We start from the raw sequence: 12,277 nt of genomic DNA, 5'->3' as shown, positions 1-12,277 counted from the left end.
AATTATTCTTGAAGGATTGGAGACATGAAACTAGTTCTGAAGGCGACGTTGGTTACAACGATGGTGCTGGCTTCGGTTTGTGCACGTGCACAGGGCAGCGTGACGCTCTATGGCATTATTGATACGGGCATAGATTGGGAGAGCCAGGCGGCGAAGGCGCCGGGGCAAATAAGTGCGTCCGGATCTGCCATCCGGATGACATCGCTCTCGAGCTCGCTACCGTCACGTTGGGGGCTGCGTGGCAAGGAAGATCTGGGTTCGGGGATGAATGCTATTTTTGAACTCGAGAGTGGTTTCGCGCCGAACTCCGGGGCCCTACAGAACGGCAATCGGTTATTTGGTCGGTCAGCGTGGGTAGGACTTGAGACGCGGTATGGAACGATCCGCGCCGGTCGTCAGATTAACATGACGTACATCGCGTTGATGAAGTCGACGGTCATGGGGCCGGCCTTGTACTCTCTGGCGTCGCTTGATCCGTACCTGCCCAATAGCCGGTCCGATAACACAGTGAGTTACTTCGGAGAACTCCATCATTTTGTGTTGGGGGGAACATATAGCACTGGCCGGGATTCGGCGAGCTCAGCGGGAAGTGCGACGGTGAATGGCGGGGCGGCGTACAACCCCGGTGCAACGAATTGCCCTGGCAACGTTCCAGGTAGCTCGACATCCTGTCGCCAGATCACGGCGCTGGCCGGATACTGGGGCGATCAGGTGGGCGTGCAGTTTGTCTATGATGAGCTGCGCGGCGGCCCCGGCCTGCTGCCCGGCAGTGTTTCTTACGATCCGTCGATGCCACTTTTGCTTTCGAACTCGAGCCAGAAGACGACTCGATACATGGCCAGCGGCTATTTTCAGCTGGGAGATGTCGCATTGCGTGGCGGTGTCATCCATCGAAAGACGACCACCACGACGGACTACCAGACGAACATCTTCTATGGTGGCGCATCGTACATGGTTACGCCGTATGTTGAACTGGACGGTGAGATCTCAAGAATTGCGACATCAGATCAAAAGAACGCTAACTTGTACGTGATGCGCGCTACGTATTTTCTGTCCAAGCGAACGTCGCTTTACACGATGGTAGGTTTCATACAGAACAATAGTCGTGCGTCGTATGCGGTTGGCGCAGGATACTATACGGTGCCTGGTGCAAAGCAGACGGGCATCCTCGTCGGCGTTCAGCAGCGTTTTTAATGCATACGCGCTGTATCTGGAAGATCCCGGCATTCCGCCTACTTGAAGCAAGCGCTTATTGCACGAACAGGCTGGATATATGACGCCAAATGCACGCCGCCCGCTGGTAATGGTCACCCTAGATGGTCAAGTTGATTATGTGAATGATGAGTTCGTGGAATCGCTGGGGTGGTCACGCGACGCTTTGCTCTATATGGCAGCGTCGTCATTGTTGGCGGATATACCTAAAGCGGTCGTCCTCGACATCCAGGAAACAGTGCGGAGCAATCGGCCGTGGATAGGATTCTTGTCCTATCGGACGGCGGCCGGCGAGATCTTCTGGGCGCGATCTAACGTTATGCCGAGCCGGTCAGGCAGGCGGGCGGTGGCGCTGATTCAACCGATTGAACCGGCTGAAGCCGCGGATGTGGCGTATGCCTATCAGAAGCTTAGCGATGAAAGCACCCGTTGGGCGATTCGCGGCGGCAGGGTGACCAGGAGAAGGTGGTTCGGGTCTTTGCCTGGGATCAAGCGTGTGGGCTTGCGCTTGAAGGTTGCGGGTATTATTTTGGGCCTGTCGCTAATGTCGTTGGCAGCTTGCGCGGCATCCTCGAGGGGGGGCTCTTTGCCGATCGTCTGCATTACCTTGCTTCCACTTTTCGCTATCGCGGGTTCAATCCTGACGAACTTGTTCTATCGGCCGTTGCTGGACATCACTCGCGTTGCGGTCGGATTGGCTGGTGGTCAACTCGATATCGCACCGAACGTACCGAGCGAGGACGAGATCGGTGACGTGTTGGTACTGCTCAACCAAGCGATCCTCAACCTTCGAACTACGGTTGCTGACGTGCGCGATGGCGTTATGCATATGTCATCGCGAACCAGCGTGTTGTCGAGCGGGAATAGCGACCTGTCGGCAAGAACTGATCAGCAGGTCAGTAGCGTTCAAAATACCGCTGCCAGTGTTGAGCAGTTGAATGCGACAATTTTTAATAACACCGAGTCGGCGACTGAAGCCGATCGACTTGCGCGCGAATCTACGCTCGTGGCGCGCGCAGGCGCAGAGAGCGTCGAGCGGGTCATTGAAATCATGCGGCAGGTTGATACATCGAGCTCAGAGAGCGAAAACATACTCGGAGTGATAGACGGCATTGCATTTCAGACCAATATCCTTGCGCTCAATGCTGCGGTAGAGGCTGCGCGAGCGGGAACTGAGGGGCGTAGCTTTGCGGTTGTCGCCTCCGAAGTCCGGACGCTCGCCCAGCGGAGCGCCGCTGCTGCTAGTGAAATTCGCATCCTCGCCACAAGAAGCGTTAATTTGGCACGAGAGGGGCGCGAGGTGGCCGAGACTGCCGGTGCGAGAATGCGGGAGACTGAGGCTGCCGTGGTGGCAGTCAGCAGCCTGATCGGGGAGATCAAGGTTGCGTGTTCCGAGCAGCGCGATGGAATGACGCAAATAGAGGAGGCCATCGCGGCGATCGATCTGACTACGCAGCAGAACGCGGCACTCGTCAATGATGTTGCGTCGATCTCGGAAGACATGCGCCAGCGCGCGGTTGGAGTCGCGCAGGCAGTATCGCTCTTCGATATTTGAGACATCGCCGTCGTGCCCTGGTCAGAAGAATCTGGCTGGCGCGACCATTATTAAAGCATTACGGGACGTTCTAATGCAGGAGGCTTTTCATGTCCTGGAAATGCACGCCCAATCCGGTCGTATTGGAAGCTATATCGAATTTTGCTTGACTACGGCACATCAAAGCGTGGCCTGCGGCATTCCTGTGTCGATCCGGCGGCGTGTACGAGTGATATTCGTGGGGGAACTGGCGCACGCTTCTGTAATCATCCCTCCGTGTCGTCAAGCCCGAACTTTCTATTTTAGGCCGCGCGAGATCGTGGGTATTCCAAATGTCGAAACCACTTGAGCTGAATATTGGTGATGTGCCACTAGGGTTCCGCGCAAGAATCCACTCGATCACAGCGGGTCGTGATCGCAACGAGTTCAAGTGGAGCGCTTTGGTTCGATGCCCGATCCCCGGGCACGATCTGTATAGGGGGGGGCAGTCTCGCTCGCGTGGTACGTTTCATTTCCGCGGCAGGTGGCTCAAGCCCGGTCGTTATAGTCGGTGGCAGAAGAAGCAGAGCCTAATGCAGGTCTTCGGCGCGGCTGTGCCAGAAAAACCCGTGCGGTTCGCAGTGACGGTCGACGCCTCTGGGACGATCCCGCTCACGCATTTTTCCGTGCTGCAGCACTATTGCCCTCCCTCGAGTCAGGGCTGAGCGGCGCATCACCAATCCGAGCTTGCCCGTGGATGTACTTGTCTCGAGATATGCGAACCATCAGCCGTTGCGACCCGCAATCGAGAACTAAGACGTATGGCGGCGTGAAAGTCCAGAACAGGATGCTCGGTCAGGTCGTCGCGCGACACTGTGCCTGCCGGGAACAGAGGACCTGCGCCGCTATGCGGCGGCTACTATGAAGCTGAACGGCAATTCCGGTGCTTGCGCTCGGGCTGTGTTACCAGTGGACGATGTCTTGACCTATACGCCGATGGCTTGCTCGACGTCTTTGTGAAATTGCGCGAGTTGCTGACGCACGACTTCGCGGATCAGCAACGTGCTTTGCGCGATCAACGCATCCTGAAGCGCGCGGGTCGGCGTCGCTACTGAAAGACTGCATCTTAGGACGGCCTTGCGGATGCGATGCAATCGCAACTCCGGGTCACCAATACATGAATGGACTCCGCTCAACGGGATGACCGAACTTCCATAACCCTTCCGGACCAGGTCGAGGATTGCGGTTAGGTTCTCGATCTCGTGCGCGACTTGTGGCTGAAGGCCTATCGCCGCCATCGCAGTTGCCAATACTGCGTGCACTGCATTCGCGTTTCCCGCAGTCACAAGCGGCAGCGACGCTACGTCCGCGAGCGTGAGCGTACGTGGCAGCGCTTTTCCCGCGCGACCGGTCTTGGATCCGGCGACGAGGTACAACTCCTCGTCTGCCAGCAGGCGCAATTCGGCGGCATCGCTTTGAGGCTGGTTATAAACCACAGCGCAGTCGAGCTTGCCGATGCCAACCAACTCCACCAGATTCGCCGAAAGGCCGTCGACAGTACGCAGCGCAACCTCAGGTAGCCGTTCCCGGAAAGCATCGATCAGCGGCACAACGACAGTTCGCGCAAGGCTCGGCGGCAAACCGAGCACCAGCGTACCTTGAACCGGTGCGGTACTTCCTCTTACTGCGCGTTCCGCCAGCGCGATCTGACGAAGAATGTTTGGCACATGATCGAGCAGCCGCTGGCCGGCATCGGTTAGAACAAGCCCGCGGCCGTTTCGCCGGAATAGGTCAGTGCCAAGTTCCGCCTCAAGTTGCGCGACCTGACGGCTCAAGGCGGCCTGCGTCAGACCAAGGACGGTCGCGGCCCGTGTCAGGTTTCCAATCTCGGCAATGCGAGAGAAGTGCTGGAGTTGCTTGATTTCCATACGCTAGCCCCTGCTGAATGTGCATAACAGATATGCCAGAAATCCGATTTGTTTAAGTCTGATATCAATATATCTTAACACTCGTTGACATCGAGTGGACGAGTAATGGATTTGCTGCGAATCGTCAGAGTATGGCAGCGCGGAAGCGTTGTTATCGGCATGGGCCTGTTCTGTTCGTTTCTTACCTGCCTCGCGGGGACTCTGCTCAACGTGCTGCTCGACAGGCACGATTACGCACTCGACCCGAGCGAGTTGATGCGGCGCTTGATCATAGGCTACGCCGGATCTGCCGCAGTGGTCGTGCTGGCATTCCCGTTTCTTGCCAGGGGCCCGCGTCGGCAGGAATCTGGTGACGGCGCATAGACCTTTACAGCCCGGGCGACCACGCCCACTTTTTATTTAATCAGCTTTTTTGAATAGAACACAGGAGACGTCATGGAAGCCACCACGCATCCAATCACGGTGAAGCCTCGTCCGCGAGGGGCGGATCGCTACCAATACCTGACACAAACCAACGCGGGCACGCCAGCAGGTGAACTGCTTCGACGTTACTGGCAACCTGTTGCCTTGAGCGATTCGCTGCCGCCTGGCGCGGCGCCGCAGCCGATCCGCATCATGGGCGAAGATCTGGTGCTATTCCGCGATGACGGCGGTCAGGTAGGCCTGATCGACCGAAAATGCGCACACCGCTGCACTGATCTCGCGCTGGGTCGTATCGAATCTGGTGGCATCCGTTGTCCGTATCATGGCTGGCTGTTCGACGTGAATGGTCGCTGTCTGGATCAGCCGGCCGAAGCGTCGCCGACTGCCAAGGACCGCATCCGGATGAAATCCTACCCAATCCTTGAGGTGGCTGGTGCGTTCTGGGCGTACATGGGCCCTGGTGATCCGCCGCTTTTCCCCAATTATCCGGCACTTGCTGGTGGCAGCGAATATCGCTACACCACGCGTTGGTTCGGCGACTGCAACTGGATGCAGGCAAGCGAAGGCAATATCGATCCGGTCCATACCTCCTATCTGCATCAACTGGAGCTGTCCAGTCCTGACATGCAAGCCCGTTGGGGCGTGTTTTCGAATCAGGCTAGACCCGAACTCGGCGTTGAGGACACCCGCTTCGGAGTGAGGCTCTACACACTGCGCAAGATTGAAGGTGCGGACCGCTCTTCGATCCGTATTACCAATTTTGTGATGCCCAACGCCTGCGCGGTCGGCGGCTTCGAGGGATACCTTGGTGAAGGCGGTGTCACGATGTTGTGGGACGTTCCTATCGACGACGAACATCACTGGCGCTGGGAGTTCATCTTTCATCGCAGCGGAAATCTGGACAAAGCTGCCCTCGAACAGCAGTACGAATCGGAGAAGGCTGAGGGGGATCGCATGCGCCGCGCCAAGGACGATCTGTATTCGCAGGACCGTGGTTCGATGAAGAGCGAAGCTTACCTGGGCCTCGGTGAGTGCTTTTCGGTTCACGACATTGCTATCACTCAGTCGCAAGGCACGATCCACGATCAGACTGGCGAACATCTTTCGTCATCCGACATCGCTATCGTACGCGCACGCCGCATGCTCGACGAGGCGGCCAACGCGGTAGCGGCGGGGGAGGACCCGCGCGGCGTGGTCCGCAATACCGCAGAGAACGATTTCACGGACTTGGTGGTGATCACGGGCGAGATCGACTCGACCGAATCCCGGGAGAGTTACTGCTCGCGATATGCCGGTGACCATAGTCTCTTCGCTTTGGAATCTAAAGCCTCAGGCAAGTGACGGCGTTCACGCGCTGTACGAAGAACCGGTTGGCTGTTTCTCTGTAAAACGACGGAAGCCGGTGTTGTTATACGGAGACGAAGGACGTGGGCATCTCGTCGGAGACGACTGGATGCCCGCCACCCACATCGTTTCCCATGAACTGGATTTTTCACTGATGAAGACCATTCTCGTGCGGGTGACCTCGGCGTTGCCGATTGCGCAAGACATTCGCCTGATCACACTGGCTGCGGTTGATGGTTCTGAACTGCCCGCGTATCAGCCTGGCTCGCACATCGACTTGCACCTCAGGTCGGGTTTAATACGGCAATACTCGCTTTGCGGACCGCAAGACGATGCTTCCAGCTACTCTGTTGCTGTGAAGCTCGAGCCAGAATCGCGCGGTGGGTCGAAATGGGTTCACGAGAAGCTCTATGCTGGATATGAGTTAGATATCTCGGTACCTCGCAACAACTTCCCGATGGCGGCGCAGGCGCAACACAGTATCCTGGTGGCGGGCGGAATCGGCATCACGCCGTTGATCAGCATGGCGCGTTCGCTTCAGGCGCAGGGGCAATCGTTTGAGCTGCTTTATTTCAGCCGTTCGCTCGAGCATGTGGCCTTTCGCGATGAACTCGAGACCGGGGCGCTTTCCACTGCCTCCCGTCTCCTCCTTGGGCTGAATAGGGACGACGTAACTGCCGCTCTGCATGATGCGCTTTCTCCGCGCCCTGACGGGGGCCATCTGTATCTTTGCGGTCCACGGCCGTTTATGGATGCAGTACAGGCCGCTGCTGCACAATCGGGGTGGCCGGAGGAGGCGGTGCATCTCGAGTATTTCAGTGCCTCCGAAGCAAGCACCGATACGACGGGAAATACGGGCTTTCAGGTGACGTTGGCTCAAAGTGGCGTGACAGTCGAGGTCGGCGCCGGCGATACCATTATCGATGTGCTGCGCGCTCGTGGAATTGATGTTGAAACTTCGTGCGAGCAAGGCGTCTGCGGTACCTGCGTGACATCCGTCCTTGAGGGGACGCCTGATCATCGCGATTGCTTCCTCACTTCACAGGAAAAAGCGCAGGGCAATTGCATGGCGATCTGCATTTCGAGATCCAAATCGCCCCGACTGGTTCTTGATCTCTAGTGAGATTGTTGTACACGCGGTCATCAGAGTCATCACAATACGGAAATAACCATGAGACAGCCGCCATTCAGTCCTGCGACCGAAGTTTCCGACGACGTACGCTCCCGGTTTTATATTGGCGGAGCATGGGTTGCAAGTCATTCGTCGCGACGTAGCACGTTGACGACACCCTCGACAGAAGAGTTCTTGCTGGACGCTCCGCTGGCCGACGAGACCGATGCGGAGCGGGCCATTGATGCCGCTCGCGTCGCTTTCGACAAGGGCGTCTGGCCCCGTATGAGCGGCGCAGAGCGGGCTGTGTATTTGAGGAAACTTTCGGCTGCGGTGAAAGAACGTTTGCCGTTGCTGAGTCGCATTTGGACGGCGCAGGTTGGGGCACCAGTAAGTTTCGCTTCGATGTTTACTCCAGTCGCGCCAGCAATGCTCGATTACTATGCTGCGCTCGCCGAAGGCTACCCGTTCCTGGAGACCCGCAAGACGCCGCAGGGGGAGGCGCGGGTACTTGGGACGCCGGTGGGTGTTGCGGTTCTCATCTCGCCCTGGAACGCGCAGTTGCCGATTCTGTCCTACAAACTCGGAGCGGCGTTGGCCGCCGGCTGTACTGTGGTGGTGAAGTCCTCGCCCGAGACTCCGCTGGATGCACTGCTTCTTGCTGAGTGTGCGCATGAGGTCGGACTGCCGCCAGGGGTGTTGAACGTCATTACGGCGGACAGGGATGTGGGTGCACATCTGGTGGCATCGCCAAAAGTAGACAAGGTGAGCTTCACTGGCAGCACGGCGGCTGGAAAGCAAATTGGCGCGGCGTGCTTGGCGCGCATGGCGCGCTTCACGCTGGAACTCGGCGGGAAGTCGGCTGCGGTTGTGCTTGACGACGCGGGCCTCGAGAAAACGCTATCTGCGCTGATCCCGTTTTCAATGCCTTTTTCCGGTCAGATCTGTTTTGCGCAAACGCGGATCCTTTTACCGCGATCGAGGTACGAGGAATTTCTGGATGCCTATGTTGCCGGCGTGAGGAGCATGGTGGTTGGCGACCCATGGGACGACGCGACGCACGTCGGTCCTCTTTCGACCGCAGCGCAACTCGAGCGTGTCCTTCGCTATATGGACGAAGGCAAGAAGGAGGGCGCTCGCCTCATGGCGGGCGGTATCCGCAGCAAGCAGTTCGAACGTGGGTATTTTGTCGAGCCTACCGTATTTGCCGATGTCACATCGGAGATGACGATAGCCAAAGAAGAGATATTTGGTCCTGTGGTCTCCTTGATGGTCTATGACGACGTCGAAGAGGCGATAAGAATCGCAAATGCTTCAGATTTCGGCCTGAGTGGCACTGTCTTTACAAGTGACCCCGCCCGGGGCTATCACGTCGCGAAGCGCATGAAGACTGGGAACGTGACCGTCAATGGCCTGGAAATGGCTCCTAACGTTCCCTTTGGCGGATTTAAACAGTCGGGAATTGGGCGAGAAGGCGGCCCCGAAGGATTGGACGCCTTTCTGGAGTACCAAGCTGTCTATTTGCCGCAAGCATAAGCCCCGTTAGCATACGAGGATACATGAACTACGACTATATTATCGTCGGTGCGGGGAGTGCCGGATGCGTAACCGCCAACAGACTCGTGACGGAGCACGGCAAACGCGTTCTGGTTCTCGAAGAGGGTCCGCTCGATACCGGTATGCTGCTAAAGATGCCTGCCGGCACCTTCAAGATGCTCTTTGAGGGCAGTCCTTTTATCAAGCGGTACGAATCGGAGGCGCAACCTTCTCTTGGTGGCCGAACAGTCTCGGTGCCGCAGGGGCGCGTCATAGGGGGGAGCAGTTCTGTAAACGCGATGGCGTATGTCCGTGGGTCACGCTTCGACTACGATTGCTGGAATGAGGCAGTCGGCGGGCAAGGTTGGAGTTGGGACGATCTTCTTCCATATTTCAGGCGTCAGGAGGGCAACCAGCGCTTCGATAACGATGCACACAGTGGCGATGGGCCACTAAAGGTTTCAGATCCTCGCTACGTCGTCGATGCTGCTGATCTCTTCGTACGCACCATGCAGCGAATGGGTCTGCCCTTTACTGCGGATTTCAACGCAGGCACGTTGGGCGGTGTCGGCTACATGCAAACGACGACATTTCGCGGGGAACGTTGCAGTGCCGCCACCGCGTTCCTACGTCCGATTATGGATCGGCCGGAACTTACCGTGATATCTAAAGCAAAGGTTAGCCGGCTGCTATTTGAAGGAGATCGGGTCGTAGGTATCGAATACAGCATCTACGGTAGCACCGAAACGGCTTACGCAGTCGCAGAGGTGATCCTCACTGCGGGCGCCTATGCGACCCCTCGGCTGTTGATGCTGTCGGGTATTGGCCCGGCCGAGCACCTCGCTGAGCACGGCATCAAGGTCAGAGTCGACCTGCGTGGTGTTGGCCAAAACCTGCAGGATCACAATTCTGTCGTGGTTTCCATGACTACCAAGGGTGCGCACGGTTACTTCGGCGAAGACAAAGGCCTGCGAATGCTGACAAACGGCTTGCGCTATTTGGCGTTTCGTGACGGACCGGTTTCTTCGAACGGTGCGGAAACGATGGCATTTGTAAATCTGGAGAACCCGGACTCCGACCCTGACCTTCAAATTTACGGCGTAGGCGTGATGTGGCCAGATCCTCAAGGTGGTGAGATTTCGCACGGCATTTCGCTGATGGCGAATCTGGTCAAACCACGCTCCCGAGGTTCGGTGAAGCTACGTTCTTCGGACCCCGAGGATGATGCATTGATCGATCCAAACTGGCTGAGCGATCCCTCTGACCAATCGCGACTGCTAGGTGCGATTAAATACCTTCGCCGCATCGCGGCGACCGCACCGCTTTCCGATGTGATTCATAAGGAAAGTCAACCCGGTGCAGAGTTTCAATCGGACGAACAGTTGCTGAGCTATATGCGTCGTACCACGGAGAGCAACTATCACCCTTGTGGGACTTGCCGCATGGGCAGAGCAGATGATCCCATGGCGGTGTTGACGGCCGATCTTCGAGTGAAGGGAGTGCCGGGATTGCGGGTCTTTGATGCCTCAATGATGCCGTCGGTGATTAGCGCAAATACGAACGCGACGGTTATGGCGGTTGCCGACAGAGGTGTTGACATCATGATGGGCGCGTGCTGAACGGGCGGCATCGATCACGGGCCGACGCGTAGGTGAGTTAACGCGTAGCTTGCGAGGGACCGTACTTGCACGCAGGCATTGTCACGATCCGGCGCCTTGCTGCGTCTCGAAGGGCTTGAGACCGACGAAAGCTCGGCACCGATCGAAATCCCGAAGACGCCACGCACGGCCGTGGAACAGGCCCCGCGCAAGCCACTGCCCGAACATCTGCCGCGCGCGATTCAAACACACCTGCCCGAATCCACCGGGAAGTGCATGCAGTGTGGTGGCCTGATGAAGTCGCTCGGCGAAGACGTCTCCGAACAGCTTGAGTACGTACCGGCCAGCTTCTGGGTCATCCGTCATGTTCGCCTGAAATTTGCATGCGTGTGTTGCGACCACATCTCTCAGGCGCCGGCACCGAGCCGCTCGATCGACCGTGATCTCGCCGGCCTCGGACTGTCGGCACACGTGCTGGTCTCGAAGTTCGCAGATCAAGAGCCGCTTTACCGGCAGTCGGTCATGTACGCGCGGGAGGGCGTCGAACTTGATGGCTCGCTGCTCGCGAAGTGGGTCGGGCACGCGGCGACGCTGCTGCAGCCGCTCGTTGAAACCCCGCTTCGTTACGTGATGTCGGCGACGAAACTGCATGCGGACGACACACCGGTTCCCGTGCTTGCACCGGGCAATGGCAAGCCGAAGACTGGACGCTCGTGGGTGTACGTGCGCGATGATCGTGCGTCGGCCGACATGACGCCGCCTGCGGTCTGGTTTGCCTATACGCCGGATCGCAAAGGCATCCATCCTCCGCAGCACCTCGAGTCATTCAACGGTACGCTGCAAGCTGACGCTTACGGTGGTTATCAGGCTATCTACGAAACAGGACGTGTCACGGAGGCGGCTTGCTGGGCGCACGCCCAACGACAGTTCTATGAATTACACGCAGCGCGCCCCAATGCGTTGAACACCGAAGCGCTCGAGCGTATCGCCGCGCTATAGAGGATTGAAGAAGCGATCCGCGGCAAACCGCCCGACGAGCGGAGTACGCATCGCCAGGAACATGCGCGACCGCTACTCGATCGATTCCGTGTGTGGCTCGCAGCGGCGCTGGAGCCGCTCTCGCGCAAATCGGATACAAGTCAGGCGATCCTCTATGCGTTGAACCGATGGGAAGCGCTCACGCGCTATTGCGATAACGGCCAGCTCGAAATCGACAATCTGCCAGTCAAGCGCGGTACGCGGGTTGGCCGTCGGTCGGCGCAGCTATATGTTTGATGGAGCAGACTCTGGGGGCGAACGTGCCGCTGCCATCTACAGCTTCGTTCGCACCGCAAAACCCAATGGCATCGGTCCTGAGGCGTATCTACGCTACGTACTAGCACGCACCGCCGACCATGCGATCAACCGCATCGACGAACTCAACTCGTGGGTCGTCACCGCTCAGCTCCGCAGCGCAGTCTGACGATCACGATCCCCAGTTAAGGCGTCATTGCTGCCACGCTTACTTGCAAGCTGTTTAGTTGCTAAAGCGACGAACGGGATCGGGCAGACCGGTACGCGCGAGCATACTTATCGGTCAGGCTGCGTTCAGCTCCGCATGGCTCCATAATCC

At 57.8% G+C, this 12,277-nt stretch carries 8 protein-coding genes and 1 pseudogene; 8 read left to right on the top strand and 1 reads right to left on the bottom strand.

The annotated features are described in order from the left end of the window. Nucleotides 1-24 precede the first annotated feature (24 nt). Nucleotides 25-1,194: a porin gene (locus tag A6V37_RS35010; protein ID WP_064271923.1), complete on the top strand. Its 1,170-nt coding sequence runs from the start codon at nucleotides 25-27 to the stop codon at nucleotides 1,192-1,194. A 58-nt stretch (nucleotides 1,195-1,252) separates the two neighbouring features. After that, nucleotides 1,253-2,767, top strand: coding sequence for a methyl-accepting chemotaxis protein (locus A6V37_RS35005; protein ID WP_131799948.1), 1,515 nt, complete (start codon nucleotides 1,253-1,255; stop codon nucleotides 2,765-2,767). A 944-nt stretch (nucleotides 2,768-3,711) separates the two neighbouring features. On the opposite strand, the gene A6V37_RS35000 is transcribed toward A6V37_RS35005, so the two are convergent. Then, complete coding sequence (locus tag A6V37_RS35000; RefSeq protein WP_064271925.1) at nucleotides 3,712-4,653, bottom strand: LysR family transcriptional regulator; 942 nt, start codon at nucleotides 4,651-4,653, stop codon at nucleotides 3,712-3,714. Nucleotides 4,654-4,758: 105 nt separating this feature from the next. Between A6V37_RS35000 and A6V37_RS34995 the strand changes: the two genes are divergently transcribed. The 6 genes and pseudogenes from A6V37_RS34995 to tnpC all read left to right on the top strand — a co-directional run. Continuing rightward, nucleotides 4,759-5,016 (top strand): hypothetical protein, encoded by a 258-nt coding sequence (locus tag A6V37_RS34995; RefSeq protein WP_064271926.1) that lies wholly within the window; start codon nucleotides 4,759-4,761, stop codon nucleotides 5,014-5,016. A 72-nt stretch (nucleotides 5,017-5,088) separates the two neighbouring features. Next, nucleotides 5,089-6,417, top strand: a complete 1,329-nt coding sequence (locus tag A6V37_RS34990; RefSeq protein ID WP_064271927.1) for a Rieske 2Fe-2S domain-containing protein — start codon at nucleotides 5,089-5,091, stop codon at nucleotides 6,415-6,417. A 112-nt stretch (nucleotides 6,418-6,529) separates the two neighbouring features. After that, nucleotides 6,530-7,540 carry a PDR/VanB family oxidoreductase gene (locus A6V37_RS34985; protein ID WP_242665967.1) on the top strand — a complete coding sequence of 337 codons (1,011 nt, stop codon included), beginning with the start codon at nucleotides 6,530-6,532 and terminating at the stop codon, nucleotides 7,538-7,540. 51 nt (nucleotides 7,541-7,591) lie between these two features. Continuing rightward, nucleotides 7,592-9,067: an aldehyde dehydrogenase gene (locus A6V37_RS34980; protein ID WP_064271928.1), complete on the top strand. Its 1,476-nt coding sequence runs from the start codon at nucleotides 7,592-7,594 to the stop codon at nucleotides 9,065-9,067. A 23-nt stretch (nucleotides 9,068-9,090) separates the two neighbouring features. Next, complete coding sequence (locus tag A6V37_RS34975) at nucleotides 9,091-10,686, top strand: GMC family oxidoreductase (RefSeq protein WP_064271929.1); 1,596 nt, start codon at nucleotides 9,091-9,093, stop codon at nucleotides 10,684-10,686. Between the two features lie 99 nt (nucleotides 10,687-10,785). After that, nucleotides 10,786-12,127, top strand: a pseudogene (gene tnpC, locus A6V37_RS40275) (IS66 family transposase); the annotation flags it as partial. Nucleotides 12,128-12,277 lie beyond the last annotated feature (150 nt).

The organism is Paraburkholderia ginsengiterrae (assembly GCF_001645125.1).
Taxonomy (GTDB): domain Bacteria; phylum Pseudomonadota; class Gammaproteobacteria; order Burkholderiales; family Burkholderiaceae; genus Paraburkholderia; species Paraburkholderia ginsengiterrae.
This window is presented reverse-complemented; position numbering and strand designations above follow the sequence as displayed.

What these genes read in the sequence shown, in the direction of transcription:
- A6V37_RS35010 (WP_064271923.1), top strand. Translation starts at nt 25, where the DNA reads ATGAAACTAGTTCTGAAGGCGACGTTGGTTACAACGATGGTGCTGGCT.
- A6V37_RS35000 (WP_064271925.1), bottom strand. Translation starts at nt 4,653, where the DNA reads ATGGAAATCAAGCAACTCCAGCACTTCTCTCGCATTGCCGAGATTGGA.
- A6V37_RS34995 (WP_064271926.1), top strand. Translation starts at nt 4,759, where the DNA reads ATGGATTTGCTGCGAATCGTCAGAGTATGGCAGCGCGGAAGCGTTGTT.
- A6V37_RS34990 (WP_064271927.1), top strand. Translation starts at nt 5,089, where the DNA reads ATGGAAGCCACCACGCATCCAATCACGGTGAAGCCTCGTCCGCGAGGG.
- A6V37_RS34985 (WP_242665967.1), top strand. Translation starts at nt 6,530, where the DNA reads ATGCCCGCCACCCACATCGTTTCCCATGAACTGGATTTTTCACTGATG.
- A6V37_RS34980 (WP_064271928.1), top strand. Translation starts at nt 7,592, where the DNA reads ATGAGACAGCCGCCATTCAGTCCTGCGACCGAAGTTTCCGACGACGTA.
- A6V37_RS34975 (WP_064271929.1), top strand. Translation starts at nt 9,091, where the DNA reads ATGAACTACGACTATATTATCGTCGGTGCGGGGAGTGCCGGATGCGTA.